We start from the raw sequence: 25917 nt of genomic DNA on the forward strand, positions 1-25917 counted from the left end.
GGCCTGCCCCGGTTGAGCAGGGGGCAGCGGTCGACTCTCGATCGAGCGCCGCGCGTTCACCTCGACACAACAGGAAGCTGCCATGATCGACGCACCCAGCCCAGCCCTGGAGACCGCCCTCGCCTACCACCGGGCCTGGACCGGTCACGACTTCGACCGGGCCATGACCTACATCGACGACGACATCGTGTGCGAGGCACCGGCCGGACGCCTCCAGGGCGCCGACGCGTTCAGGGGGTTCATGGAGCCCTTCACGCACATTCTCACCGACTCCAGCCTGCTGGCCGCTTTCGGCGACGAGACGACGGCGCTGCTGATGTACGACACCAGGACGCTGCCGGTCGAGAGCGCTCCCGGGGCAGAGTGCCTGACGGTTCAGGACGGCACCATCACGCACATGCGGATCATCTTCAACCAGGCACCGTTCATCGCCGCGGAGGCCCGGGCGGCCGGATCGTGACCGCGGGGTCCTGACTGCGGGGTCCTGATCGCTGGGTCGTGGCGTCGGGCCGGGCGCCGCGCCCCGAAGCGCACGGACGTCATCGCGCCGTGGATCGGTTCGGGGCAGACGCCCGCCAGGGCCCTTGCCGCCCGCACCGGAGCGGTTCTCAGATCACTGCGGTGACGTCTACTCAGATCACCGCGGTGGCGTCCCGCCGCGCCGGGGCGGGGGCCGGCCGCCCTGGAACACGGCCGAGCTGCGGCGTATGCATGATCCGCTCCCGCAGCGCCAGCAGGTGGCTGCCCGGGGCGGCGCCGAGGTCACGCTCGACGGACCGCAGGAACAGTGACAGCTGGTCCAGCGCATACGCGGCCCGGCCGAGCTTGAGGTGGGCCTCGACGATGGTGGTGACGGCCAGTTCGTTGTACGGGTCCAGCCGCAGCTTTTCGTAGGCGTACTCCAGCGCCTCGTCCAGCTCGCCTCGTGCACTGTGGATCTGGATCAGACGGAGCAACGCCTGTGCGGAGAGTCCCTCGTACTGCCTGCGGTAGGGGGCCAGCCACTGCTGCTGGTCCTCCTCACCCTCGAGGAACCGGCGGACGGTGTAGGCGGCGACCCTGCTGTAATAGAAGCAGGCACGGCGTGCGTCGCCACGGGCGTCGCAGCCGCGCGCCTGCTCGAAGAGCCGCTCCACCTCGTGCACGTCGCTCCACCACCCTTCGTCGGCTTCGAAGCGGTAGAAGTTGGTGCCGCTGCGATGGATGAAGGACGACTCCTGACCTGGCCGCAGATCCGGCTCGAGCATCCGCCGCAGGCAGTGCATGCCGACATGGAAGCCACTGGCCGCCTTGTCCGGGGCGGTGTCCTGCCAGCCGAGGTCGATGAGCTGGTCCATGGACACCGGCTTGCCGGGGTTCAGCAGGAACCACTTGAGCAACAACAGTGCCTTCTCCCGGCGTTGCCGACGCCGGCCGAGCACTTCTTCCCCCTTGAAGACCCGAAAGGGCCCGAACAGGTAGGCCCGGTAGGTGGCTTGGTGCTCCCGATCCCGTGGATGGCTCCACTCGGGCTCCGGAAGCAGGGCTGGTCCCGATGTCATACCTCGCACGTTCGCCCTCCCCGTTTTGTTGCGTAGCGATCGTGTATGGGTATTGCGTCAGTTACTGGCGTTAACGGTGAACGGTGTTCACGAGCGTTGTCAAGCGTTACCGTGGATCCGGCAGCTGGGCATACCTGCCTTTCTGCGCGCCTTGACGGTGAAGGACTTGGAGGTGCCGGATGAGTCAGGTCGATCCCGGGCGCGTGGAGCCGACGCGCCCGGCGTTGAGCCGCAGGGAGCGTCTGCGACAGTCCACCCTCGATGAGATCGTCCAGGCCGGCCGGTCGCTGCTGCGTGAGGGCCGCGAGGTGACGCTGCGTGCCGTGGCGTCCGAGATGGGCTTCACCGCGCCCGCGCTGTACCGGTACGTCGGCAACGTCGCCGCGCTCAACCAGCTCCTGTCGAACCACATTTTCGCCGAGATCGTCCGCGAGATGTCCACGACGGCCGAACCCTACGGCGACGACGACCCCGCGGCGCAGATGGTCGCGGCCGCCACCGCCTTCCGCTGCTGGGCGCTGGAGCACATCGACGAGTTCCAGCTGGTGTTCCACACGAACTCCCTCTCGGGGGAGCACGTCACCCGGTCCGAAGCCGGCAAGCCGCTGCATCCGCTCGCGCCGTCCACCGCGACGGGCGCCACCGACGGGGTGCAGAAGTTCGCCGAGTTCTTCGGGGGGATCTTCGTCAGACTGTCGCAGCAGCGCCCGTTTCCCGTACCCGCCCGCGAGGAGCTCGACGACGCGTTCGCGGCCGTCCACTCCCCCGGCGGGGACGGCAGACCCGACCTCGTCGGACTCCTCGGCAAGGACGGGCTGGGCCTGATCTGGCTGTTCGAACTGTCCTGGGCACAGCTGTACGGCATCGTGACGCTGGAGGTGTTCGGCCACATCCGCCCTCAGCTGATCAAGTCGGGGGCCCTGTTCACCGCCGTGATGCGGGAGATCGGCAGCCGCGCCGGGATGGCCGACGACTGGGACCGTCTGGCGGCGGTCAGCCAGGAGGTAGTGGCCCGCAGGGCGTAGCGGCGGAAGGTGACGGCCGATCAGGGACCGCCGCCGCTGGGCGCGATGCGCCGGCCTCGGCGTCATCGCGCCCGCCTCACCCGCTCCCACAAGGCCCGCAGTTCAGGACTGGGCGGCACCCCGAGATCCTCCTGCAGGAGGCGGACGAACTGCTCGAGCTGCGCAACGGCCCCCGTCAGGCTGCCTTGCTGGAGATGGATCTCCACGACGGCTGTGGCCGCCTCCTCCGCGTAGGGGTCACGGTCCAGAATCCTCATCGCGCAGGTCAGCGCCTCATAGAGATGGCCGGCCCGACGGTGCAGACGTAACAGCTGAAGCAGGGCTTCCTCGTGGCCGCGCTCATGGGCCGCCCGGAAGGGCACGAAGGCGTCGTGGTACACCTCCTCCGGCAGGAAGCCCTGGTCGTAGTAGGCCAGCAAGCGTTCGTACGACGCTATCGCCGCCGGTGTGTTGCCCGCCCTTCGTGCGGCACACGCGGACTTCGACAGCAGCACGACGTCCTCGGCGTCCGTCCACCAGCAGCCGGACGGGTCGAACCAGTAGTGCCCGTTCGGGTCCGAGCGGATGAACCTCGACGGCCGCCTGGTGGCGAGCTCGGGCTCCAGGATCCGACGCAGGGAGTGCTGTGTCACATGGAGCCGGTTCGCCCGATTCCCCGGACTGCCGGGCCAGAGCACGTCCGAGAGCTCACTGTCGCGGAACTCCTGTCCGGGGTTGAGCAGAAACCACTTGAGCAGCGTGCGCGCGCTCGCCCGCCCTCTGCACGGGTCCCCCAACGGGGCGCCCGCGCGATGCACCCGGAACGGGCCGAAGAGCCACGCCTCATACTCCCTGCCCGCACCGGCCGACCGGCCGGCATCGTCCGGCGATCCCCCTGGTGATCCCCTTAGTGATCCGTCCATTCTGCCCCCCGTACTCCCTGAACAGCACCACGGTCGACCCGTCGTTCCCCGGGCGGAACCATCCGAAACACCCGGTATGCAAGCGTTGGTCACCTAAGTACCCACATCCCGGCGGATCCCGGCCTGACGCACGGACCGCCCTCCGGCTTGACCAGGCATGCTGCCAGCAGCAAGCGAAAGCTATAGGGCCTAGATTCAGCCACCTTGCTCCCGGTGTAAGTCGTCTGTAACCGCACCGCCGGAAAGTCCCCTTCTGCATCAAGGGGGACCCATGACCCGACCGCCAGGGCAACGGACGTCCATCATGTCCACCGCGACGCGGGAGTTGCTCGTGCTGGGGCTGCGCAGGCGGCTCGGCCTCAGCCGGGTCGCGCCCGATCACGAAGACGTTCCGAACCCCGGCGCCGGTTCAGGGGCATCGACGGTGGACATCGCCGCCCACTATCTGTACGACGTCCTCCGGCTCGACGGCCTGACCCCGCCTCACGAGGGCGGCGGCACCACTTTCCCGACCCGTAAGCGATCGGTAAGTCGCCGGGACTAGCTTCACCGAGCAGCCGCAGAGGCTGCCTCCCGCACATCCCCTGTCCGACGCACATCCCTGACCGAGAAAGGGACCGCACAGTGCTCTCGCACCTGGACGCGGTGACCATCATCGCAAACGACGTGGAACGGACCAAGGCCTTCTACACCGACCTGCTCGGCTTCCGCGTCGTCCCGCAATTCACCGCCCCCGAGGGCGACTTCGTATGGCTGCGCTCGGAGAAGCGCTCCACCAGCATCATCATCCAGGATGTGGCGACCAGGGCCGACAAGCCCACCCAGGCGGACATCCCGGAGGCCAGCGGAGGACTCATGCTCGGCTTCGCCGTGGACGACGCCGAAGTGGCCCACAAGACGGCAGCGGAGGGTGGCTACGAGATCCGGACGCCGGTCGTCGACATGGTGTCGGGCCGCACGTTCGGTGTGAAGGACCCGGAGGGCAACTACCTCCAGCTGTTCGATGTGTATCCGCAGGTCAAAGAGATCCAGAGCCAACTCGGCCTGGACTGACCACAAGGAGCCGACCGATGTCCATGACCGTCGGAGAGCTGTTCGAACACCTGTCGACGCGCTTCAACACGGAGGCTGCCGCAGGCCTGAACCGGACCCTGCAATGGAAGATCACCGATGTGGACCCGGGCATCTGGGCCTTCGAGATCAAGGACGGGCAGGGCCGTCTCATCCCGGGTGGGGTCGACGAGCCCGACACGACCTTCGTGACCAGCAGCGAGACATGGGTCGCGATCGCCGAGGGCCGCCAGGACGCGATGCGCGCCTTCATGACCGGAAAGCTCAAGGTCAAGGGCGACATGATGCTCGCGATGAAGGTCCCCAAGCTCTTCGAAACCGGCGTCTGACACCTGACCGAGGAGTTGACGACGTGCACAAACCGGCCGAGCACGAAAGCGATCCCGAGAAGGTCCGCCTGGAGCAGGTCGCGGCCCTCACCGACCCTGCCACCATCCGCCACCTCGAGCAGATCGGGGTTCGCGAGGGGTGGACCTGTGCCGAAGTCGGGGCGGGCGCGGGATCGATCGCACGATGGCTGTCCAACCGGGTCGGCCACTTCGGCAAGGTCCATGCCATCGACATCGAGACCGCGTACATGGAAGGGCTGTCCGCGCCCAACCTCGAGATCCGGCAGCAGGACATCACGACGACACCGCTGGACGAAGGCGCCTACGACCTCGTCCACTCCAAGATCCTCCTGATGCATCTGCCGGACCGGGAGCGCGTACTCGGTGAGTTCGCCAAAGCACTCAAGCCCGGTGGACACCTTCTGGTCGAAGAGGCCGACATCCGCAGCATTCAGCGGGTCGATCCGCCCTCTCCGCTGCTCACCCGGGCCGCCACCGCCCTGGAGACCTTCTTCTATTTCGGTGGCGCCGACCCCGGATACGGAATGAAGCTCCTGCCGGCATTCCGCCGCACCGGGCTCAAGTTCATGGGCACCGACTGCCAGCTCACCGCGGTGCAGGCGGGCACTCCCGAGATGCAGACCATCGTGCTGAGTCTGGCCAAGCTCGCCCCCGTGATCACCAAGGTCGGCCTGATGGGACAGAAGGAGATCGAGGCTGCCTTCGACGAACTCCAGCAGCCCTCGGACACGGTCCTGTACACCCCGATCACCGTTTCGGTCTGGGGCCGGCGGGACGAGGACTGACCGCCCGCCTCGGCGGCGCACGGAAAGGACAGCCGCATTGCTGTACGCAGTCATCGCCTACGACAGCACCGCCCCCGGGACATTCGAGCGGCGGATGCTCGTCCGTCCGGCCCATATGGCCAACGGCGAGAAGATGATGGCCGACGGAAGCTTCCTGTTCGGCGGGGGAATCCTCGACGGCGCCGGAAAGATGGCCGGCGGAGTTCTGATCGTCGACTTCGAGACCCGCGACGAGATCGACGAATGGCTCAAGAGCGAGCCCTACATCGTCAACAAGGTCTGGGACCGCGTGGAGGTGCACCCCTTCCTCGTACCTCCCCAGTTCCTCAGCCTCTTCCCGAAGTACCAGGAGCAGCCGACCGCCGGCTGAGCCCCTCACCACGCACATTCTCAGGGAGCTCACGCACCATGGAGACAACATCACGCAGCAGCAGGGCCCTGACGCTCCTGGTCACCAGCCTGGGGTCGTTCATGGTCCTGCTCGACGGGTCCATCATCTTCGTCGCCCTGGGCGAGATCCAGAAGGATCTCGGCGCGGAGATCTCGCAACTCCAGTGGACCGTCGACGCCTACACGCTGCCATTCGCCGCGCTGATGCTGACGACCGGCACCTTAGGAGACCGGCTCGGCCGCAAACGGGTGTTCCTCACGGGGCTGGTCGTCTTCGTCATCGGCTCCGCCCTGTGCGGTTTCACGGACAGCTTCAGTGTGCTCGTCCTCGGTCGGGTACTGCAGGGGATCGGCGCCGCCGCCATCGAAACCGGAAGCCTTTCCCTGTTGGTGTCGACCTTCAGTGACCCGCCGGGCCGGGCGAAGGCGATCGGTATCTGGACGGCCGTCTCCGGCGTGGCGCTGGCCCTGGGCCCGCTGTTCGGCGGCGTGCTGATCGAGTCCTTCAGCTGGCACGCGATCTTCCTGATCAACCTGCCGGTCGGCGTGCTGGCCCTGGTCCTCGGCGTCCGTTGGCTGATCGAGTCGCGGAACCCGGGCGCCGGCCATCTCGACGTCCCCGGCCAGATCCTCGTGACCGCTGGTCTGTTCTGCCTGATCATGGGGCTGATCCAGGGCGAGCGAGAGGGATGGGGATCCCCGCTGATCGTCGGCCTCCTGGTCGGATCCGTGCTGCTGCTCGGCGCGTTCCTGGCCGTGGAGATGCGCAGCCGGGAGCCGCTGCTGCCGCTCGATCTGTTCCGCAACCGCACCTTCGCGGTGTCCAGCGTCATCGCGTCGCTGCTCGGATTCATCATCGTCGGCGCGATGTTCTTCATGGCCCAGTACTTCCAGACCGTGCAGACCCATTCGGCGCTGGAGACGGGTCTGCGTCTGCTCCCGCTGACACTGGGCATCTTCTTCTTCTCGCCGCCGGCGAGCACCATCGCCGGCAAGCTCGGGCCGCGCATTCCGATCATCGTGGGCGGGGTGCTGGTGAGCGCCGGCTTCCTGCTGCTGATGACGGTGGAGGCGGACTCCGGATTCGGCTCGGTGTGGTGGAAGCTCGGGCTCGTCGGGGGCGGCATCGGCTGCATGTTCGCCCCGCTGACGCTGGCCGTGATGGCGTCCACGCCGCCGGAACGGGCGGGTCTGGGCTCCTCGATGATCAACACCACGAGGATCGCGGGATTCACCGCCGGTGCGGCGGTTCTGGGCACGGTCGTCGTGACCGTGTTCAAGGACAAGGTCGTCGCGGCTCTCACCGATCTGGACGTGGCCAGGGGCGCCGGCCACCAGATCGCGGAGCGCATCGGCGGATCGGGCGCGAGTGCCGGTCAGGGTGCGGGGGCGATCCCCGATCTGCCCGTCGACCGGGCCGAGTTCATCTCGGCGGTGCATCAGTCCTTCGTCGATGCCATCCACGTCGCGTTCCTGATCTGCGCCGGCTGCACGCTCCTCATCGCCGTGCTCGCCGCGGCGCTGATGACCCGCGGGCCGGTGTCCGACCCCGTCGCCCTTGCCGGGACCGCGGGCGGTACGGACGGGCCGGACGTCGGGTCGGCCGGTGTTCGGGACGGCAAGGGCGTTGCCCGCGCCGACACCGCACGGCTGCCCTCGGCGCTCGTCGGGACCGAGTGGCTCGCCGAGCAGCTGGGACGGCCGGGGATCGTCGTCGTCGACTGCACGGTGAACCTCCGGCCGCTGCCCGAGGGCGGCGTCGATCTCGGCCCCGGTCACGACGGCTATCTCGAGGGGCATGTCCCGGGCGCCGTCTTCGCCGATCTCCTCGTGGAACTGGCCGACCCCACCGCGCCCAAGCCGTTCGCCATTCCGTCGGCCGACGTCCTGGCCGCCGCCATCGAGCGGATGGGTATCAGCAACGACGACACCGTGATCCTCTACGACCGCGCCCACACGGCGTTCGCGACCCGGCTCTGGTGGATGCTGCGATGGCTCGGCCACGACAACGCCGCCGTGCTCAACGGGGGCTGGAGGAAGTGGACCGCCGAAGGCCGCCCGGTGAGCAAGGACGTTCCCCAGGTGAGCCGCGGCAGCTTCGCACCCCGGCCCCGTCCCGAGCTGTTCGTCACCCGTGACCAGGTGCAGGCCGCCATCGACGTCCCCGGCGTCTGCCTCGTCAACGCGTTGTCACCCGAACAGCACGCCGGCCACATCCCGGTCGCGCACGGCCGCATCGGCCACATCCCCTCCAGCGTCAACGTTCCGGCGGCGGCGCTCCTCGACCCGGACACCGGCTGCTTCCTCCCGGCCCGGCAGCTCACCGCCAGGTTCGAGGCAGTCGGTGCCACGCAGGCCCAACAGGTCGTCGCCTACTGCGCCGCTGGGGTGGACGCCACCATTGACGCGTTCGCGTTGCAAATGCTGGGCGTGCGTGACGTCGCTCTCTACGATGACGGCCTCGTGGAATGGAGCGGCGATCCGGCGCTGCCCCTGACCACCACGATCTAGGAGGGCAGCCGAGATGGCGTACGACCAGGAACTCGCGGACCGGATCAGAGAAGCCCTCTCCACCCAGAGGCAGGTGCGCGAGGTGAGGATGTTCGGTGCTCTCGCCTTCATGGTCAACGGCAGCATGGCGGTCACGGCCGACGCGGACGGCCGCCTCATGGTCCGCTGCGATCCCGACCGGGCCGAGAAGCTGCTGGAACGGGAGGGCGCCGACTGGGCGGAGATGCGCGGGAAGCCCATGGGCAAGGGCTGGATCGTCGTCGCCGACCACGGCATCGAATCGGACGAGGCCTTCGACGGCTGGATGACGGAGGCCCTGGACTACAACAGGAAGGTGAGCGGTAGTGACGACTGAGAAGGGTGCGCAGACCACCCCGCCCTTCGAGGGGTTCCCTCCCGAACTGTTCACCTTCCTGGAGGGCTTGGAGAAGGACAACTCCAAGACGTACTGGGAGGCTCACCGGGCCGTCTGGGAGGCGTCCGTGAAGGAGCCGGTGAACCGTCTCATGGCCGACCTGGAGGACGAGTTCGGGCCGCTGCGCACCTTCCGGCCCAACCGTGACGTCAGGTTCTCCCAGGACAAGTCCCCGTACAAGACCTGGGTCGGTGTCACCACCAGCGACCGGGCGGTCGGCGGCATCGGCTCCTTCCTCCGGCTGGACGCCGACGGCATGCGGCTGGCGGGCGGGGCCATGGCCCTGGCGCCGGACCAGATCAAGCGGTTCCGCACCGCCATCGACAGCGGCGAGTCCGCGGCGGAGTTCGACAGCATCCAGCGGCAGTTGGCCGATCAGGGACTGCCGGTGGAGCCGGGCATGCAGCCCGTGCTCAAGCGGGTCCCCACCGGCTTCTCTCCCGATCACCCCCGCGGCGAACTCCTGCGCTGGAAAGGCGCGGTGGTCATCAAGGAGCACCAGCTGGCCGACTGGATGCATCAGCCGCGGGCCATCGAGGCCGTGCGCGAACTCTGGACGGCCACGCGGCCGCTGAAGGAGTGGATCGAGACGCACGTCGGGGAGAGCGAGGCGCCACGCCGGCGCTGATCCGGCGCGACGGCGGTACCGAGGGACTCACGCGAGCGGGTGAGCGAGCGGGACTTGCGGGATCTTTCTGCAGACCACAGGAGGACGGCAGATGTGTGGCATAACCGGCTGGATTTCGTTCGACCGTGACCTCACCCGCGAGCGGGAGACCCTGGACGCCATGACACAGACCATGGCGTGCCGGGGCCCCGATGCCTCCGGCACATGGGTCGATCGGCACGCCGCCCTCGGTCACCGAAGGCTGGCCGTGATCGACCTGCCCGGCGGGAAGCAGCCGATGACGGTGCGGACCCCGACCGGCGAGGTGAGCCTCGTCTACAGCGGCGAGACCTACAACTTCACCGAGCTGCGGCATGAGTTGGTGCGGCGAGGAGAACGCTTCGAGACCGCCAGTGACACGGAGGTCGTCCTGCGCGGGTACCTGCGCTGGGGCGAGGCCGTGGCCGAGCGGCTCAACGGCATGTACGCGTTCGCGATCTGGGATGCACGGGCCCAGAAACTGGTGATGATCCGCGACCGGCTCGGGATCAAGCCGTTCTACTACTACCGCACGGCCGACGGCCTGCTGTTCGGCTCGGAGCCGAAGGCGATTCTGGCCAACCCGCTCGCCGAGCGCGTGGTCGACGCGGACGGACTGCGCGAGACGTTCTCGTACTGCTTCACTCCCGGGCACGCGATCTGGTCGGGCATGCGGCAGGTCGAGCCCGGCACCGTGGTCACGATCGACGTCGCCGGACTTCGGGAGCGCACCTACTGGCGGCTGGAGACCCGTCCGCACACGGACGACGTGACCACCACCGTCGGACGCGTCCGCGCGTTGCTCGAGGACACGGTGCGCCGACAGCTCGTCGCGGACGTGCCGCGCTGCGTGCTGCTGTCCGGTGGCCTGGATTCCGGCACGCTCACCGCGTTGTCCGCGGCCCATCTGGGCGACGAGCGGGTGCGGACGTTCGCTGTCGACTTCATGGACCATGCGGCGAACTTCAAGTCGGACGACCTGCGGGACACTCCCGACGCGCCCTATGTGAAGGACGTCGCGGAGCATGTCGGTTCGGAGCACGCCGACATCGTGATCGGCCCTAGGACACTGGCCGACCCGGAGATCCGACAGGCCGTGATCGGCGCGCGCGACCTGCCGATGACGATGGGCGACATCGACTTCTCGCTGTATCTGCTCTTCAAGGAGATCCGGCAGAGGTCGACGGTGGCCCTGTCGGGCGAGGCGGCCGACGAGATATTCGGCGGCTACAAGCACATGCACGTCCCCCAGATCCAGCAGGCCCACGCGTTTCCCTGGATCGCGCTCAACATCGGCGCGTTCGACAAGGACGGCACGGGTCTCAACCCGCAGCTGTGGTCCGGCCTCGGGCTGGAGGAGTACCGGAAGGACTCGTACGCGAGTGCTCTCGGAGAGGTCGAGCGGCTCGACTCCGGCGACGTCTACGCCTCCGAGGACGACTTCGAGCACCGCATGCGGATCATGATCCACCTGCACCTGACCCGGTTCATGCGCTACCTCCTCGACCGGAAGGACCGGCTGAGCATGGCGCTCGGGCTCGAGGTCCGCGTGCCGTTCTGCGATCACCGGATCGTCGAGTACGTCTACAACACGCCCTGGGCGTTGAAGACCTACGACGGTCGGGAGAAGAGCCTGCTTCGGGGTGCCGTCAAGGACATGCTGCCGGAGTCGGTCGTCTGGCGCCCGAAGAGCGCCTATCCCTCCACGCAGGACCCCTATTACGCCCAGGAGCTCCAACGGCAGGCCAAGGAACTGCTGAGCGACCGCGGCCATGGAGTCTTCGAGTTGATGAACCGGCAATGGCTGGAGAGCGCGACCGGGAAGGACACAGCCGGGATGGACAGGCTGACCCGGCTGGGTCTCGAGCGAACGTTGGATCTCGCCACCTGGCTCGATGCCTACCGCCCCACGCTCAGGCTCCCCTGACAGGACCGCCGGGCCGGCCGCACCGAGGCCGCGGCCGACCCGGCCTGAGGGATCACCGAGCGAGCCCGTGCCCGCCCCTCGCACCCCAGACCGTCCGGCCGGACGCCGCCGCAGGCTCCCCCACCGGCTACGACCCCAGCGACCTGCGGTCGGCCTACGGCCTGCCCTCCGCCGCCTCCGCCAACGGCTCCGGCAGGACCATCGCCATCGTCAACGCCTACGACGCCCCGAACGCCCAGTCGGACCTGGCCAACACCCACGACAGTCAGGCTCTGATGCCCCTGTCCGGGCGTCCCGCCGATCCGCTCGACCGCGGGCCGCATCGACGCCGGCCGACCAAGCTCCACGGTCGTATGAACTACGTATCCACGCCGCCAGGGCAAAGACGACGGCACTCACGGGGCGAGCGGCGTCCAGCGGCTCCTGCATGCCGGCCACCATGCAGGCGAAGCCGGTGCCCCACCAACCGGCACACCGCATCATTCCGAAGAAACGCGAAACTCGAATTCGGGACGGTCCCACGGCACGGCGGGCGGATTCGCGAGCGCGGTCCCGGTCCGCACTGCACCAACGCGGTGGTAGAAGTCCTCGGCGGGAAGATGCGACACGACCTTGACACGGTCGAGCCCGGCGGCACGGGCCTCGGACTGCATGTGCGCGACGAGCAGCCGCCCAATACCCCGTCCTTGCGCTTCGTCGGCGACGAACAGCAGGTCGAGCTCCGGTGGAGCGAGGACGAGCGAGTAGAACCCGAGGACCCGGCCTCCATGCTCGTCGGCGCCGACGGCCACAAAGGCGCGGTGGGCCTCGATGTAATCAGGACCGACCCGGTAGCCCGCGACTGCGGCTGCGTACTTACCCTCGTAGGCGCCTGAGCCACGCACGAGCCGCGTGAGCCGTTTGGCATCCCGCGCGACGGCCCTCCGTATCGTGATCGGCCGGCAGACCGGGGAAGTGCGTGACCTCATCGGGAGAGTATTTCGCACCGGAGAACGCCTTCGTGCGGCGGGTCGGCTGCTCGGGCAGGCGTTCCTGCACCGCTCCCGGGGGCCACTGGTCCAGGCCCCGATCGACCACGGCGCTGCCGCGTCGCCCGCCAGCGGCAACTGGACGCCCGAACCGCCGCGGAGGAGCCGGAGAACGGAGTGGTCGACGGCTGCTTCTGCTGGGCCCGCCGCAGCGACAGCCAGCCTGTGCAGGACGACTTCGGGCTGGCCTCGAGCGTCCGAGCACCGTGATCGGCGCGCTCGCCGGAGTGGGCCGCCCCCTTTTGAGTGCTCCGGCGGCGTGCTGGTGGGCCCGCACGACCGTGGAGTCCACCGAAACCGTCCAGTCGATGTCGTCATCGGCGTCCGCCGCCGCCAGGACGGCGGCGAGGATCATCTCCCAAGTGCCGTCGACGGCCCCCCATCGAAGAGACACGCGCTAGAGGCCGACCCCGGCTCGGGACGGTTCCGGGGGCGGACGGTCATCCGCAGCGCGCGCGGCCGTACGGTGAGCCGGGCGACCTGGCGGATGACCTGGCCCTCGGCGAGTTCCAGCCGTACCGAACGCAGCATCGTCGCGAGCGCCGTGACCATCTCGGTGAGGGCGAAACGGTCCCCCATGCACTTGTGCTTGCCCTCCCCGAAGGGCAGGAACGCGCCCGGCGGAAGCTCCTGCGCGGCGTCGTTCCACCGGTCCGGGTCGAAGGTGAGCGGGTCGGGGAAGCGCTCGGGGTCGCGGTGCAGGGCGTGCTGGCAGTAGGCCAGTTCGGTGCCGGCGGGCAGCGTCCACTCGCCGAGCCGGGTCTCCTCGGTGGTACGGCGGGTGACCAGCCAGCCGGGGTGGTGCAGCCGCAGGGTCTCGGTGATCACCCGGTTCAGGTACGGCAGCCGGGTCACGTCGTCGAAGGCGACCGGCCGTCCGCCGAGGACCTCGTCCAGTTCGGCCAGGACCCGGGCCTCGATGCCGGGGTGGCGGGCGAGTTCGTACAGGGTCCAGGACAGCACCGACGCGGTGGTCTCGGTGCCCGCCACGGCCAGGGTGAGGATCTCGGAGCAGATCTGATCCCCGGTCAGCGGCTCGCCGGTCTCCTCGTCGACGGCGCGCAGCAGCATGGAGAGCATGTCCCCGGTGTCGTGCCCGGAGGCCTGCAGTTCGTCGACGGCGGTGTTGATGGTGGCGCGTACGCCGGCCCGGGCCCGGTCGAAGCGGCGGTTGAAGGGCAGCGGCAGGCGCTCGGCCCAGTCGGGCAGCATCATGCGCACACCGACGTCGTTCATCACCACCGACAGGTCGCTGCGCAGTCGTCGGAAGACGGCGTCGTCGAGGCTGCCGGAGAACACCGTCTTGGCCAGCATGTCGAGGCTCAGCCCGACCATCGCCTCGCGTACGTCGAGGGCCCGCCCGGGCTCCCAGCCGGCGACCGTGGCCGTCACCTCGGCGCGCATGATGTCGACGTACCGGCTGATCTCGGTGTGGGCGAACGCCGGTTGCACCTGGCGACGTTTGCGTACGTGAGTCCGGCCGGTGGCGGTGACGACACTGTCACCCAGCAGTTGGCCCAGCTTGTCGTAGAGTCGGCCCTTGTCGAGGGTGGGCGCCAGGGCCTTGAGCATCTGGTGGATCAGGGCCGGGTCCTGGACCACGACGGTGCGCGTCCCGGGTTGCAGGACGATCTCGACGAGTGGTTCCCGTGTCTCGCGCAGCGAGTCGATGAAGCCGAGGTTGTCGCGCATTTTCAGAGCGTGGCCGATGAACGGAAACGATCCTGCGGCCCGAGGTATGGGGGGAGGCGCAGTGGACGTCACGGGTCATCCCTTCACGTCGATCTTGGGCACCCCTATGACTTCCCTGAACTTTCCCCAGCGCAATCCTGTCATGAACGTGTCCTGCGCCACCTGGGACGAGCTGGTTGAGGGGAGGAGGAGCCCGTCCCCTCCCCATTCCGGTCCGTCGAGCTTGGCCGCCTGGGCCTGGCTAAAGGCTGAAACCCACCTACTCAGCACTGACCTGGCATTACGCGCTCATCTTGGACTGGCCTGGACGCCCACGGACGGTCTCTACAACCTGTGCCACGTGGTACCCGCCACTCCAGGCGGGCAGGGCCCACGCCTGTCACCCAGGACCACCCCTCCGGGCACGAACTTGATGGGACACGCAAGATCCGGACCATACGCGTGCCGGACGAGCCGCAAATGCGACCCGTTGCATGATCGCCGCAGCCCATGACCTCGCACGGGCCGTACCACCAGCAGACGAAGAATCTGCTGGGACGAACGCGCACGACGCCCAGGCGCAGCGCCTTGCCCGTGCTCACGGCAGCTGGGCGGCAAGTCAGGGCTCGGTCTCTCAGTCCGGTGCCTACCACACAACGACTCTGAGCCAATCAACCCCAGATGTCCGAGTTCAACGGAGCGTAGTCAGCACCGAGTCAGCACGGGACAGGTGAAGACGGATGATGACGTGGGCTTTTAGTCAGCACCAAACCAGCACGGGAGTCAGCACTGCACCGTCAAATCACCCTGAACTACGCGTCCCGGACGGCGCTCGTTTCGACCGCCGTCGAGCCCCTGAACCGCCTTTCCATGAGTCGGCATGGTGGCCACACGCATAGCCAACCCCCGAACTATGTTGGCCCGCCACATGTGCGCCTGACCTGCGGATTTCTACGGTATGGCGACACGAAACCGTACTCGCCAACCGCCAGGAAGTGGTGCCGATGCCCTCCCCCGCAACCGCTCCCCCACCCCCCGCCAGCCTCAAACGCATCGTCACCGCCAGCCTCATCGGCACCACCATCGAGTGGTACGACTTCTTCCTCTACGGCTCCGCCGCCGCGCTCGTGTTCAACAAGCTGTTCTTCCCGGACTCCGACCCGCTCGTCGGCACGCTGCTGTCGTTCCTGACGTACGCGGTCGGGTTCGCCGCCCGGCCGCTGGGTGCGCTGGTGTTCGGGCACTACGGCGACCGGCTCGGGCGCAAGAAGCTGCTGGTGCTGAGTCTGCTGCTGATGGGCGGGGCGACCTTCGCGATCGGGCTGCTGCCGACGCACGCCACCATCGGGACGGCCGCGCCGGTCCTGCTCACCGTGCTCCGGCTGATCCAGGGATTCGCGCTCGGCGGCGAGTGGGGCGGCGCCGTGCTGCTGGTGTCGGAGCACGGGGACGCGCGGCGGCGTGGGTTCTGGGCCTCGTGGCCGCAGACCGGCGCGCCGGCGGGGCAACTCCTCGCCACCGGTGTGCTGTCCCTGCTGACCGCCGTGCTGTCGGACCCCGCGTTCGGCAGTTGGGGGTGGCGGATCCCGTTCCTGCTCTCCGGGGTGCTGGTGATCGTCGGTTTGTGGATTCGTCTGTCTGTCGATGAATCGCCGGTCTTCAAGCAGGCGTTGGCACAGGCCGAGGCCCGCAAGGCGGACCGGGCCGCGGCTGCCGAGAAGCTGCCGCTGGTCGCCGTGCTGCGGCATCACTGGCGTGACGTCCTGGTCGCGATGGGGGCGCGCATGGCGGAGAACATCAGCTACTACGTCATCACCGCGTTCATCCTCGTCTACGCCACCACCTCGGCCGGTGTCTCCAAGCAGACCGCGCTCAACGCCGTACTGATCGCCTCGGCCGTGCACTTCGCCGCCATCCCGGCGTGGGGCGCGCTCTCCGATCGGATCGGCCGTCGTCCCGTCTACGTGGTGGGTGCTGTCGGGGTCGGGCTGTGGATGTTCCCGTTCTTCTCGCTGATCGACACCGGCGGCTTCGGCAACCTGATCCTCGCCGTCACGGTGGGGCTGGTGCTGCACGGGGCGATGTACGCGCCCCAAGCCGCGTTCTTCTCCGAGATGTTCGCGACGCGGATGCGCTACTCCGGCGCGTCCATCGGCGCCCAGTTCGCCTCGGTCGCGGCGGGCGCGCCCGCGCCGCTGATCGCCACCGCGCTGCTGTCCGACTACGGCAGCTCGACGCCGATCGCCCTGTACGTCATCGCCGCCGCCGTGCTTACGGTCGTCGCGGTGGCGGCGGCCAAGGAGACCCGTCACCGGGATCTGGCCGATGTCGCCCCTCCCGCCGACGCGGACCGGACCACGGCACCGGCGGCGGACGCCCGGCCCCTGTGAGGCGTCCCGGCACCGGCCCCCGTGCGTCCGCCCCGCCTACGGGGGCCCGCCTACGGGGGTCAGTGCCGCGCCGACAACCGGTGCAGCCGCAGGGCGAGTTGGATCTCCAGGGCGCGGGCCGGGCTCTGCCAGTCGTCGCCGAGGAGGCGGCCGACGCGCTCCAGACGCTGGGCGACCGTGTTCACATGGACGTGCAGTTCGTCCTTGGTGCGGGCGGGGCTCATGCCGCAGGCGAAGTACGCGTCGAGGGTGCGCAGCAGTTCGGTGCCGCGTCGTCGGTCGTAGTCGACGACCTGGCCGATGGTGCGGTCGACGAAGCCGGGGATGTCCCGGTCGCCGGCCAGGAGCAGCCCCAGGAAGCCGAAGTCCTCGGCGGCGGCCCCGTCCCCCCGGCGGCCGAGGAGCCGCAGGGCGTCCAGGCAACGCCGGGCCTCGGCGTAGGCCGTGGCGACGGAGTCGGGGCGGGTGGCGAGGTTCTCGGCGGGTGCGGAGGCGCCGACGGTGACCGGTGCGTGGACCGCTGTGCCCAGGTGCCGGGCGGCGCGGCGGGCCAGTTCGGTGGCGGTGTCGCCGGGGCCGAGGGGCAGCAGCAGGACGGTGCCGCCGTCGCGTGCGGCGGCCAGGCCCTGCCGGGTCGCGGCGAGGTGGGACGCGGCGGCGGCGAGGCGTCTGCGGGCGTCCGCCTCCTGGTCGGCGTCGGGCGCGTCGCCCTCCAGACGCGCGGCCAGCACGACGTGGACCGCGTCGAGGTCGGCGTGGAGGCGAGCCGCGCGCTCCCGCAGCAGGCGCGGGTCGCGGTCGCGGGCGTCGAGCAGGTCGTCCAGGAGCTCGCCGCGGACGCGTTGTTCGGCCTCGGCGGCGGACCGGCGGGCGAGCAGCAGCAGGGAGGTGACCATGGCGGCACGCTCCAGGGTGCGCTGGTCGACGGGGTCGAGCCCCGGGTGGCCGTACAGCACGAGTGCGCCGAGCAGTTCTCCGCCGGCGGCGACGGCGGCGATCCAGTCGTCCTCGTGCCGCACCGCGTGGCCTTCCGCCCGGGACGCTTCCAGGGCCTCGGCCGGTGCCGCGGCGGCCTCGGCGAACTCGACCGTGCCGTCGAGGACTTCGGAGACGGCGGCGGCCACGTCGTGGACCCCGCCGCCGCGCAGGACGAGTTCGGCGAGCCGGTCGTGCACGTCGGAGGCGCGTTCGATGACGCCGCTGCGGTCCTGGATGATCTCGTTGGCCCGCTCCAGGTCGGCGAGGGCCGACCGGGTCTCGGCGAGCAGGTTGGCGGTGTCGATGGCGGCCGCGGCGAGGGCGGCGAAGGAGCCCAGCAGGGCGATCTGCTCCCGCTCGAAGACCCGGGCGCGGCGGTCCGCGGCGAACAGCACGCCGATGACGTGGTGCCCGAGTGTCAGCGGCACGCCCAGGATGGCCACGAGCCCCTCGTCCCGCACGCCGGCGTCGATGGTGAGGGTGTGCTGGAACCGGTCGTCCTTGAAGTAGTCGTCGGTGACATAGGGGCGTGCGGTCTGTGCGACCAGGCCGCCGAGCCCCTCTCCCATGCCGAGCCGCAACTGCTGGAACCCGGCCGCGACCGAGCCCTCGGTGACCCGCATGTAGGTGTCGCCTCTCGCCGGGTCGTTCAGGCTGAGGTAGGCGACGTCCGTGCCCAGCAGCGACCGGGCGCGCTGCACGATCGCCTGGAGTACGGCGTCCAGGTCGCGCAGCCCGGCGAGGTCGTGGGCGGTCTCGAACAGGGCGGACAGCTCGGCCTCGCGGCGGCGCCGTCCCTCCAGCTCCGAGCGCACGCGCAAGGCGAGCGGCTTGGCTCGCTGGAGCGCGGCGATCCGCTCCGCCGGGGCCCCTTCGGCGCGCGCGAGCAGCACCGGCTGCTCGTAGGCGTCGGCGGACGCGCCCCGGGCCAGGAGCTCGAGATACGGCGTCTCGACGTCGGCCGGTGGCGGTTCGCCGATGCCGGCGGAGCGCTCGGGTGACTGCACGTGATCGCTGGACATGCTCACAGGATTCACCATGACCGGGCCGTCCCGTCAGCCCTGTGGACAACTCCCCAGGGACGCTCATGGCCGCTCAGTGGGCGGTCCAGCCGCCGTCGAGCACGAGGGAGGTACCGGTGACGAAGGACGCCTGCGGACCGCACAGATACGCCACGGCCTCGGCGACCTCCTCCGGTTCGATGAGCCGCTTGACGGCGCTGTCCTGGAGCAGCACTTCGGACAGGACCCGCTCCTCGGGGATGCCGTGCGCCCGGGCCTGGTCGGCGAGCTGCTTCTCGACCAGCGGGGTGCGCACATAGGCGGGGTTCACACAGTTCGAGGTGACACCGTGGGGTGCGCCCTCGAGGGCGGTGGTCTTGGAGAGTCCCTCCAGCCCGTGTTTGGCGGCCACATAGGCCGACTTGTAGGCCGAGGCGCGCAGCCCATGGACGGACGACACGTTCACGATGCGGCCCCATCCCTGTCCGTACATGTGGGGCAGGGCGCCGCGGATGAGCCGGAAGGGTGCCTCCAGCATCACGGTGAGCACCGTGTGGAAGACGTCGGGCGGGAACTCCTCGATGGGGCACACGAGTTGGATCCCGGCGTTGTTGACGAGGACATCGGTGCCCGCGGCGGCGCGTTCGGCGGCGTCCAGGTCGGTGAGGTCGAGGGCGTGCGGTTCCACGGTGCCCGCGAGGTCGCGACCCTGTCCGGCGAGCGCCTCCAGGCCCGCGGCGTCCCGGTCGACCGCTCTCACCTTCGCCCCGGCGGCCGCGAGTCGCAGCGCGCAGGCACGGCCGATGCCGCCGGCGGCGCCGGTGACGAGCGCGGTGCGGCCGCCGAGGTCGAGCGGCAAGGCGTGGGGAGCCGGAAGGACACGGGGCGCGGTCATGCCTCGACCCTAGGCAGCGCCCCTGCTCCGCCCCATGTGGTCACGCCCTACAGTTCAGCCGGACGCAGTGGGGTCGAACCATGTGGGTGCGTCCGACAGGGCCTGCTTGACCCGCAACAGCCCGAACTCGTTCAGCTCGGGCAGGGCGTCGATGTCGAACCAGGCCACGTCCAGCGACTCGTCGTCGTTGACTCGCGCCTGGCCGCCGACGGCCCGGCAGCGGAAGGTGATGTCCATGTACTGGCAGGTATCGCCGTTGTCGTATGTGACGGGGTCCAGGGCCTGGACGAGGACGACCCGTTCGGCGACACAGCGCACGGCCGTCTCCTCGTAGACCTCCCTCACCACGGACGCCGCGGGCTGCTCCCCCGGGTCCGGGATGCCGCCGATCACGGACCACCGGCGTGTGTCGGACCGGCGGTTGAGCAGCACTCTGCCCTCGTCGTCGAAGACGATGGCGGTGACTCCGGGGAGCCAGAGCAGCTGATGGCCGGCCGAGGCACGGAGGGTGCGGATGAAGTCAGGAGTAGCCATGCCGTCGACCCTAAAGGGCCGGTTCCGGCGGCCCGGCGCGATTCAGGCGGTGTGCGTCCGGCGTTCGGCTGCACGTCGCCCGCGCAGACCGGCGCCCACGGCCCAGCCCAGTCCGCCGGCCGCGACCAGTACGAGGGCGATCTCCGGCAGGACGCCGAGCTGTGTGGCGGGGGTCTGGGAGGAGCGCAGCGGCACCTTCTGCACCAGTGAGTCGGCGACGAACATGCCGGTCCGCTGTGTGATCTTCCCGTCCGGCATGATGAAGGCGCTGACACCGCTGGTCACCGGCACCGCCACGGTCCGGCTGTGCTCGACCGCGCGGACGCGGGACATGGCGAGCTGCTGGTAGGTCATCTCGCTGCGGTCGAAGGTGGCGTTGTTGCTCGGCACGGAGATCATCTGGGCGCCGTCGGTGACCTCGGAGCGCACGGTCCAGTCGAAGGCCGCCTCGTAGCAGGTGACGAGACCGACCTTGGCGCCGTCCATGGTGAACACGCCCGGCTTGGTGCCCCGGCTGAAGTCCTGGCGGACCATTGCCGTCCAGTTCTCGTTGATCGCGCCGATGAGCGAGCGCAGCGGGAGGTACTCGCCGAACGGCTGGATCTGGCGCTTGTCGTAGGTGTCGACGGGGCCCTTCACCGGATCCCACAGGATCTGCTCGTTGTACAGCTTGCCGTCCCGCACCACGACGCCGCCGACCGAGATGGGCACGCCGACGGCCTTGGCCGCCGTGTCGATCACGGCACGGGCGTCGGGGTTGGCGAACGGATCGATGTCGGAGGAATTCTCCGGCCACAGCACGAAGTCGGGCCGTGCGACCTTGCCGGCCTTGACCTCGGCGGCCAGGCGTTCGGTCTCGCGCGCGTGGTAGTCCAGTACCGCCCGCCGCTGGGCGTTGAACTCCAGCCCCGCCCGGGGCACGTTGCCCTGGATGACCGCGACGGTCACGCTGCCGTCCTCGGCCTTGTCGCTGACCAGCGGCCGGGCCGCCACGGCCGCCACGACCGGGACGGCCACGCTCAGCAGACTCACGGCCGCCGCGGCCCGCCGCACCGTCCCGGTCCGCCGGGTCTCCACCGCGAGGCGGACGACTTCGTACAGTCCGAAGCCGCACACCACCACCGCGAAACCGAGCAACGGTGTGCCGCCCACCGCGACGAGCGGCAGGAAAACACCGTCCGCCTGCCCGAACGCGATCTTCCCCCAGGGAAAGCCCTCGAAGGGCACCCGCGCGCGTGCCGCCTCGCCGGCGATCCAGACGGCGGCCGCCCACACGGGCCAGCCGGGCAGCTTCGACACGACGGCGACGCCGGCGCCGACCAGTGCGACGAAGAGCGCCTCGATCGCCACCAGGGCCACCCAGGGGAGCGGTCCGACCTCCACTCCGGTCCACACCAGCAGCGGCAGCAGGAAGCCGAGGCCGAAGAGGTAGCCGAGACCGAGCCCCGCCCTCCAACCGCGGCCGCGCAGTACCCAGCCGAAGATCGCGAAGGCCGGCAGGGCCAGCCACCACAGGGTGCGGGGCGGGAAGCTGACGTAGAGGAGCAGGCCGGAGAGCGCGGCTGCGGCGGCCGGGAGGAGGCGCACGAGCCGCCGGGCCCAGGTCCGCGCCTCAGGCGCGATCCGCGGCTCCAGCTGGTCCGACTCGTCGACGGAGGTTGCGGTGACGGTCACTCCCGGAGTGTAAGGCGAGCGACCTTGACGCCGACAGCGCGGTCCACGAGGCGGCGGCGTCACGCACTGCGGGCCCGGACGACGGCGCTCCACTCTCCCCGCCCGCGCCCTGCCCGCGGCCTCCCACGATCCCCGTCCGCGCCCGGCGGCTCCAGGCGCATCCCCGCCCCGCCCAGCGGCCGGCATGGCTTCCCCGCCCGGCCGCGCAGGGCGTCGCCGCATATCTGCCGCAACGTTCCTGCTCATTTCGTCACGACACATCCACAAACCGTCCACCAGCGGCTACGGTGTGCCGAAGCCTCAGTCGTACAGCCGGTGGCGGCCCGTGCGACCGGGGTCTTCACAGGTCGGGGGCGACGTGGTGCGGGGGGCGGGGCGGGGTGGGTTCCAGTGGGCTGACGTCTGCGTCCGGGCAGGACGCGGACGGTGAGAGACCGATCGTTGTGGACGCGGTGGGCGTCGTGGTGCTGGGGGCCTGCGCCGGCTGGTCCCTGATCACGGCGGCGGTGCACGACGGCCGGCCCGAGGGTGTGCTGCTCGCGGTGCTGGCCGTGGCGGCCGGATACGCCGCCGGGCGGATCGGCGGGGCGCTGCTGCCGGTCGGCGCGCCCTGCGCCGGGGCGCTGGCCGGTATGGGGCTGACCATGGCCGTTCCGCATCTCGCGCCGGGCCCGCAGATCACCACACCGCTCGGGCATGCGGGGGCGACGGCTGCCGTGCTGACGCTGTCGGCCGGTGCCGCGTGCTGCGCGGCCTGGGCCGCTCGCGTTCCGGTCGTGCGGTTCGGCCTGCGGCTGCTGGCCGCCGGGGCGGCGGTGCTGGCGGCCGTGCTCGGCTCGGCCACCGGCTGCGTCACCTGTGTCGCGGTGCTGTTGTGCTCGCTGGCCGCCGGCCGCACACGTCACCGCGGCGCCGGCCTCGCCGCACTGGGCGCGATCGCCGTCCTGGTGACCGCTGTGACCTGGGCGGTCGCGGCGCGGGCCGTACCGGGCGGGCTCGTGGCCGCCGCCGAAGAGCGGCTGACGCCGCACCGCGTACAGCTCTGGCAGGACGCGTGGCAGCTGCTGCGCGACGACGCCGTCCTGGGGGTCGGCCCGGGCCGCTTCGGGGAGCTGAGCACGACGTCCGTGCAGTCACTGCTGTCCGACGGCAAGCCCCACTCGGCGCCCCTGCAGCAGGCGGCCGAACAGGGCATCGTCGGTGTGGCCCTGCTGGCGGCGGCGTTCGGCTGGGTGCTGTACGCGCTGTGGCGCGGTCCCCGGCCGACCCCGGTGGCGCTGACCGCGGGCGCGGCCCTGACGGCGCTCGCGGCCATCGCCGCGATCGGCAACGCGCTCAGCTTCACCGCGGTGTCGGTGGGTGCGGGCCTGCTGGCGGGCATGGCCACGGCCCGGCCCCTCACCGACGAACCGTCGAGCCACACGCCGGACACGCGTCCCCGGGGCGCCGGACGCACCCCGGCGTGATGACCGGACGTCTGCTCAGTGCGCTGCAGCGCCCGGCTTCGTCCGCCCCAGCCGCTCCTTGATCACCCGTACGGCCGCCTCCGCGTCGTCCACGGTGATCGTGAAGGTGTGTCCGTCCCACAGCTCCAGCACGACGCCCTCACCCCGTCGTACCACCACCGCGGTGCCCATCTCCGGCCGCCATCGATAGCCCCAGCCACCCCAGTGGCGGGGAGTGACGTGCGAGGTGTAGGTGGCGCCCACCACATCGGAGAGCGGGATACGGCGGCGGGGCACTCCGATGTGGCCGCAGCGCACCTCGAGGTGCTCCTCGTCGACCCGCAGGGCGACGTGCACGAAAGCGAGGGTTCCGAAGAGGACCAGCAGCCCGGCGGCGATGCAGCCGACCACGGCCATGACCAGCGGGGCGATGCCGGACGTCCACGCCGAGTCGACGGCCAGTTCGATGCCCAGCGCCATGCAGGCGGCGCCGATGAGCGCCAGCAGCCACTGGACCCGGTTGGTGGCCCGGCCGGTCCAGACGTCGGGGTGCACGTGGGGAGGCTTCTCGCCGTGGCGGTGGTCCCTCATGCCTATGAGGTTACTCAGGTTTCGCTCTGCTGGTACCTCATGGCGGAGCGTGACTGCGCCGGCCGGGCGCGGCGGCTCCGGCCCGCCGACGCCGCTCGGTGAGACCGGTGCCGGTCAGCCGGCCGGCGTGACCGCCCGCAACAGCCGCCCTTCGTCGTACGCCAGGGCGGGCGCGGGCAGCGCGCCCTCGCGTCCGCTCAGCAGGACGGTCAGGGTGCCGTGCGGCGTGGCCCCCGGCGCGGGCTGCTCGCCGAGCCGGCGCAGTGCCTGCGCGGCCACGGCGCCCGCGGAGCCGTGCAGCACCAGGGGCGGCCGGCCGGGGCGCTGGACGGCGGCCCGGATGCGTTCGGCGACCAGTTCGTAGTGGGTGCAGCCCAGGACGACGGTGGTCACCTCATCGGGGGTCAGTGCGGCGGCAGCGGACACGGCGGCGTCGATCGCCGCCTCGTCCGCGCGTTCGACGGCCTCGGCGAGGCCCCAGCAGGGCACCTCGGTGACGGGGACCCCGCCGGCGAAGTCCCGGATCAGGGCGCGCTGGTACGTGCTGCCGGTGGTGGCCGGGGTGGCCCAGATGGCGAGGTGTCCGCCGCCGGCCGCGGCCGGCTTGATCGCCGGGACGGTGCCGATGACCGGAAGCTCCGGTTCGAGACGGGCGCGCAGGGCGGTGAGCGCGTGCACGGTCGCGGTGTTGCAGCCGACGATCAGGGCGTCGGGGCGGCGCGCGGCGGCCGCCTCGGCGACGGCCAGGGCGCGCTCGGTCAGGTCCTCCGGTGTCCTCGGGCCCCACGGCATGCCGTCGGGGTCCAGGGAGAGCACGAGATCGGCGTCGGGGCGCAGCCGCCGAACCGCGGCGGTGGCCGCCAGCAGACCGATTCCGGAGTCCATGAGCGCGATCTTCACCCGATCACGATAGACGATGAGCGGTCCCTGGCAGTTCCGGTGGGGCAGACTGCGCGCGTGAGCGCCGTTGTGTGGACTGCCGCTGGATCACTTCTCGCCTGGCTGTGGCTGCTGCTCTGTCAGGGCTTCTTCTGGCGCACGGATGTGCGGCTGCCGCCGCGCCGGGATCCGGACGCGTGGCCGTCCGTGTGCGTCGTCGTGCCGGCCCGCGACGAGGCGGCGGTGCTGCCCGCCGCGCTGCCGTCGCTGCTCCGGCAGGACTATCCGGGGCGGGCGGAGGTGTTCCTCGTCGACGACGTCAGTGCGGACGGCACCGGTGACCTGGCGCGGGAACTGGCGCGCCGGCACGGCGGGCTGCCGCTGACCGTGGGCTCGCCGGGCGAGCCGCCCGCGGGCTGGACCGGCAAGCTGTGGGCGGTGCGCCACGGGATCGGCCTGGCACGCGCGCGTGGCCCCGAGTACCTGCTGCTGACGGATGCCGACATCGCGCACGCGCCGGACAGTCTGCGGGAGCTGGTGGCCGCGGCCGGGGCGGGTGGGTTCGACGTCGTCTCGCAGATGGCCCGGCTGCGGGTGGAGAGCACGTGGGAACGGTTCGTCGTGCCCGCCTTCGTGTACTTCTTCGCGCAGCTGTACCCCTTCCGCCGGATCGGCAGGGAGGGAACGCGCACGGTGGCCGCGGCCGGCGGCTGCGTCCTGCTGCGGACGGAGGCCGCCGAACGGGCGCGGATCCCGGACGCGATCCGGCACGCCGTGATCGACGACGTGGCCCTGGCGCGGGCGGTGAAGCGCAGCGGGGGGCGCGTCTGGCTGGGGCTGGCCGACCGGGTGGACAGCGTCCGGCCGTATCCGCGGCTGGGTGATTTGTGGCGGATGGTGTCGCGCAGCGCGTACGCCCAGCTGCGGCACAACCCCCTGCTGCTGGCCGGGACGGTCGCCGGGCTGGCGCTGGTGTATCTGGTTCCGCCCGTGGCGGTCGTGGTGGGCCTGGTGGCGGGGAACACGGCTGCAGCGGTCGCCGGAGGGGTGGCCTGGCTCGTGATGACGGGGACGTACGTGCCGATGCTCCGCTACTACCGGCAGCCGCTGTGGCTCGCTCCCCTGCTGCCGTTCACCGCGTTCCTCTATCTCCTCATGACGGTCGACTCGGCGGTGCAGCACTACCGGGGACGCGGTGCGGCCTGGAAGGGCCGCACCTACGCCCGTCCGGACGCCGTACCCGACGAGGGCTGACGGCCCCGGCAGGC

The 25917-nt window shown here is 70.4% G+C and carries 24 protein-coding genes and 2 pseudogenes; 15 read left to right on the plus strand and 11 right to left on the minus strand.

Annotation, left to right across the window (positions count from 1 at the left end; genetic code table 11):
• Positions 1-82 precede the first annotated feature (82 nt).
• Positions 83-460 carry a nuclear transport factor 2 family protein gene (locus tag PV963_RS04545; protein WP_086558591.1) on the plus strand — a complete coding sequence of 126 codons (378 nt, stop codon included), beginning with the start codon at positions 83-85 and terminating at the stop codon, positions 458-460.
• 172 nt (positions 461-632) lie between these two features.
• Here the strand turns inward: PV963_RS04545 and PV963_RS04550 are convergent, their stop codons facing one another.
• On the minus strand, positions 633-1541 hold the full coding sequence (locus tag PV963_RS04550; RefSeq protein ID WP_274814252.1) for an AfsR/SARP family transcriptional regulator: 909 nt from the start codon (positions 1539-1541) through the stop codon (positions 633-635).
• Between the two features lie 179 nt (positions 1542-1720).
• Between PV963_RS04550 and PV963_RS04555 the strand changes: the two genes are divergently transcribed.
• On the plus strand, positions 1721-2566 hold the full coding sequence (locus PV963_RS04555) for a TetR/AcrR family transcriptional regulator (protein WP_274814253.1): 846 nt from the start codon (positions 1721-1723) through the stop codon (positions 2564-2566).
• Between the two features lie 62 nt (positions 2567-2628).
• Here PV963_RS04555 and PV963_RS04560 read toward each other — a convergent pair whose 3' ends face one another.
• A complete protein-coding gene (locus PV963_RS04560; RefSeq protein ID WP_274814254.1) occupies positions 2629-3198 on the minus strand; it encodes an AfsR/SARP family transcriptional regulator in 570 nt (189 codons plus the stop codon).
• 574 nt (positions 3199-3772) lie between these two features.
• Between PV963_RS04560 and PV963_RS04565 the strand changes: the two genes are divergently transcribed.
• The 10 genes and pseudogenes from PV963_RS04565 to PV963_RS04610 all read left to right on the plus strand — a co-directional run.
• On the plus strand, positions 3773-4012 hold the full coding sequence (locus PV963_RS04565) for a hypothetical protein (RefSeq protein WP_274814255.1): 240 nt from the start codon (positions 3773-3775) through the stop codon (positions 4010-4012).
• A gap of 101 nt (positions 4013-4113) precedes the next feature.
• Entirely contained in the window at positions 4114-4521 is a 408-nt protein-coding gene (locus tag PV963_RS04570; protein WP_274814256.1) for a VOC family protein, read from the plus strand.
• A 17-nt stretch (positions 4522-4538) separates the two neighbouring features.
• On the plus strand, positions 4539-4868 hold the full coding sequence (locus PV963_RS04575; RefSeq protein WP_128436979.1) for an SCP2 sterol-binding domain-containing protein: 330 nt from the start codon (positions 4539-4541) through the stop codon (positions 4866-4868).
• 23 nt (positions 4869-4891) lie between these two features.
• Entirely contained in the window at positions 4892-5674 is a 783-nt protein-coding gene (locus PV963_RS04580; protein ID WP_274814257.1) for a class I SAM-dependent methyltransferase, read from the plus strand.
• A 37-nt stretch (positions 5675-5711) separates the two neighbouring features.
• A complete protein-coding gene (locus tag PV963_RS04585) occupies positions 5712-6044 on the plus strand; it encodes a YciI family protein (protein ID WP_274814258.1) in 333 nt (110 codons plus the stop codon).
• 38 nt (positions 6045-6082) lie between these two features.
• Positions 6083-8575 (plus strand): DHA2 family efflux MFS transporter permease subunit, encoded by a 2493-nt coding sequence (locus tag PV963_RS04590; protein ID WP_274814259.1) that lies wholly within the window; start codon positions 6083-6085, stop codon positions 8573-8575.
• Between the two features lie 13 nt (positions 8576-8588).
• Positions 8589-8930 (plus strand): TfoX/Sxy family protein, encoded by a 342-nt coding sequence (locus PV963_RS04595; RefSeq protein ID WP_274814260.1) that lies wholly within the window; start codon positions 8589-8591, stop codon positions 8928-8930.
• Positions 8920-9618 carry a DUF2461 domain-containing protein gene (locus tag PV963_RS04600; RefSeq protein ID WP_274814261.1) on the plus strand — a complete coding sequence of 233 codons (699 nt, stop codon included), beginning with the start codon at positions 8920-8922 and terminating at the stop codon, positions 9616-9618. The genes PV963_RS04595 and PV963_RS04600 overlap by 11 nt, the downstream gene beginning before the upstream one ends.
• Before the next feature lie 91 nt (positions 9619-9709).
• Positions 9710-11563 carry an asparagine synthase (glutamine-hydrolyzing) gene (asnB, locus tag PV963_RS04605; RefSeq protein ID WP_274814262.1) on the plus strand — a complete coding sequence of 618 codons (1854 nt, stop codon included), beginning with the start codon at positions 9710-9712 and terminating at the stop codon, positions 11561-11563.
• A 44-nt stretch (positions 11564-11607) separates the two neighbouring features.
• Positions 11608-11814 (plus strand): annotated as a pseudogene (locus tag PV963_RS04610) (hypothetical protein); the annotation flags it as partial.
• Positions 11815-12042: 228 nt separating this feature from the next.
• Here PV963_RS04610 and PV963_RS04620 read toward each other — a convergent pair.
• The 3 genes and pseudogenes from PV963_RS04620 to PV963_RS04630 form a co-directional block, all read right to left on the minus strand.
• A complete protein-coding gene (locus PV963_RS04620) occupies positions 12043-12531 on the minus strand; it encodes a GNAT family N-acetyltransferase (protein ID WP_274814077.1) in 489 nt (162 codons plus the stop codon).
• A 247-nt stretch (positions 12532-12778) separates the two neighbouring features.
• Positions 12779-12976 (minus strand): annotated as a pseudogene (locus tag PV963_RS04625) (IS5/IS1182 family transposase); the annotation flags it as partial.
• A complete protein-coding gene (locus PV963_RS04630; RefSeq protein WP_274814263.1) occupies positions 12943-14355 on the minus strand; it encodes a cytochrome P450 in 1413 nt (470 codons plus the stop codon). The pseudogene PV963_RS04625 and the gene PV963_RS04630, both read right to left, overlap by 34 nt.
• A 911-nt stretch (positions 14356-15266) precedes the next feature.
• Here PV963_RS04630 and PV963_RS04635 point away from each other — a divergent pair.
• The gene (locus PV963_RS04635) at positions 15267-16652 is read left to right on the plus strand and encodes an MFS transporter (RefSeq protein WP_274814264.1); all 1386 of its coding nucleotides are present in this window, start codon (positions 15267-15269) and stop codon (positions 16650-16652) included.
• 59 nt (positions 16653-16711) lie between these two features.
• On the opposite strand, the gene PV963_RS04640 is transcribed toward PV963_RS04635, so the two are convergent.
• The 4 genes from PV963_RS04640 to lnt form a co-directional block, all read right to left on the minus strand.
• Positions 16712-18652 carry a helix-turn-helix domain-containing protein gene (locus tag PV963_RS04640; RefSeq protein WP_274814265.1) on the minus strand — a complete coding sequence of 647 codons (1941 nt, stop codon included), beginning with the start codon at positions 18650-18652 and terminating at the stop codon, positions 16712-16714.
• 73 nt (positions 18653-18725) lie between these two features.
• Entirely contained in the window at positions 18726-19526 is an 801-nt protein-coding gene (locus PV963_RS04645) for a 3-hydroxybutyrate dehydrogenase (RefSeq protein ID WP_274814266.1), read from the minus strand.
• 54 nt (positions 19527-19580) lie between these two features.
• Positions 19581-20060: an NUDIX hydrolase gene (locus tag PV963_RS04650; protein ID WP_274814267.1), complete on the minus strand. Its 480-nt coding sequence runs from the start codon at positions 20058-20060 to the stop codon at positions 19581-19583.
• Positions 20061-20102: 42 nt separating this feature from the next.
• Positions 20103-21734, minus strand: a complete 1632-nt coding sequence (lnt, locus tag PV963_RS04655; RefSeq protein ID WP_274814268.1) for an apolipoprotein N-acyltransferase — start codon at positions 21732-21734, stop codon at positions 20103-20105.
• A 443-nt stretch (positions 21735-22177) separates the two neighbouring features.
• On the opposite strand from lnt, the gene PV963_RS04660 reads away from it, so the two are divergent.
• Complete coding sequence (locus PV963_RS04660; RefSeq protein ID WP_274814269.1) at positions 22178-23200, plus strand: O-antigen ligase family protein; 1023 nt, start codon at positions 22178-22180, stop codon at positions 23198-23200.
• A 15-nt stretch (positions 23201-23215) separates the two neighbouring features.
• Here PV963_RS04660 and PV963_RS04665 read toward each other — a convergent pair whose 3' ends face one another.
• The gene (locus tag PV963_RS04665) at positions 23216-23770 is read right to left on the minus strand and encodes a hypothetical protein (RefSeq protein ID WP_274814270.1); all 555 of its coding nucleotides are present in this window, start codon (positions 23768-23770) and stop codon (positions 23216-23218) included.
• Positions 23771-23884: 114 nt separating this feature from the next.
• Complete coding sequence (locus PV963_RS04670) at positions 23885-24670, minus strand: glutamate racemase (RefSeq protein ID WP_274814271.1); 786 nt, start codon at positions 24668-24670, stop codon at positions 23885-23887.
• Between the two features lie 39 nt (positions 24671-24709).
• Between PV963_RS04670 and PV963_RS04675 the strand changes: the two genes are divergently transcribed.
• Positions 24710-25903 (plus strand): glycosyltransferase, encoded by a 1194-nt coding sequence (locus tag PV963_RS04675; protein ID WP_274814272.1) that lies wholly within the window; start codon positions 24710-24712, stop codon positions 25901-25903.
• Positions 25904-25917 lie beyond the last annotated feature (14 nt).

It is taken from the genome of Streptomyces coeruleorubidus (genome assembly GCF_028885415.1).
In the GTDB taxonomy this organism is placed as follows: Bacteria; Actinomycetota; Actinomycetes; order Streptomycetales; family Streptomycetaceae; genus Streptomyces; species Streptomyces coeruleorubidus_A.

What these genes read in the sequence shown, in the direction of transcription:
- PV963_RS04565 (WP_274814255.1), top strand. Translation starts at nt 3,773, where the DNA reads ATGTCCACCGCGACGCGGGAGTTGCTCGTGCTGGGGCTGCGCAGGCGG.
- PV963_RS04555 (WP_274814253.1), top strand. Translation starts at nt 1,721, where the DNA reads ATGAGTCAGGTCGATCCCGGGCGCGTGGAGCCGACGCGCCCGGCGTTG.
- PV963_RS04595 (WP_274814260.1), top strand. Translation starts at nt 8,589, where the DNA reads ATGGCGTACGACCAGGAACTCGCGGACCGGATCAGAGAAGCCCTCTCC.
- PV963_RS04590 (WP_274814259.1), top strand. Translation starts at nt 6,083, where the DNA reads ATGGAGACAACATCACGCAGCAGCAGGGCCCTGACGCTCCTGGTCACC.
- asnB (WP_274814262.1), top strand. Translation starts at nt 9,710, where the DNA reads ATGTGTGGCATAACCGGCTGGATTTCGTTCGACCGTGACCTCACCCGC.
- PV963_RS04640 (WP_274814265.1), bottom strand. Translation starts at nt 18,652, where the DNA reads ATGTCCAGCGATCACGTGCAGTCACCCGAGCGCTCCGCCGGCATCGGC.
- PV963_RS04635 (WP_274814264.1), top strand. Translation starts at nt 15,267, where the DNA reads ATGCCCTCCCCCGCAACCGCTCCCCCACCCCCCGCCAGCCTCAAACGC.
- PV963_RS04545 (WP_086558591.1), top strand. Translation starts at nt 83, where the DNA reads ATGATCGACGCACCCAGCCCAGCCCTGGAGACCGCCCTCGCCTACCAC.
- PV963_RS04645 (WP_274814266.1), bottom strand. Translation starts at nt 19,526, where the DNA reads ATGACCGCGCCCCGTGTCCTTCCGGCTCCCCACGCCTTGCCGCTCGAC.
- PV963_RS04665 (WP_274814270.1), bottom strand. Translation starts at nt 23,770, where the DNA reads ATGAGGGACCACCGCCACGGCGAGAAGCCTCCCCACGTGCACCCCGAC.
- PV963_RS04550 (WP_274814252.1), bottom strand. Translation starts at nt 1,541, where the DNA reads ATGACATCGGGACCAGCCCTGCTTCCGGAGCCCGAGTGGAGCCATCCA.
- PV963_RS04650 (WP_274814267.1), bottom strand. Translation starts at nt 20,060, where the DNA reads ATGGCTACTCCTGACTTCATCCGCACCCTCCGTGCCTCGGCCGGCCAT.
- PV963_RS04620 (WP_274814077.1), bottom strand. Translation starts at nt 12,531, where the DNA reads ATGAGGTCACGCACTTCCCCGGTCTGCCGGCCGATCACGATACGGAGG.
- PV963_RS04575 (WP_128436979.1), top strand. Translation starts at nt 4,539, where the DNA reads ATGTCCATGACCGTCGGAGAGCTGTTCGAACACCTGTCGACGCGCTTC.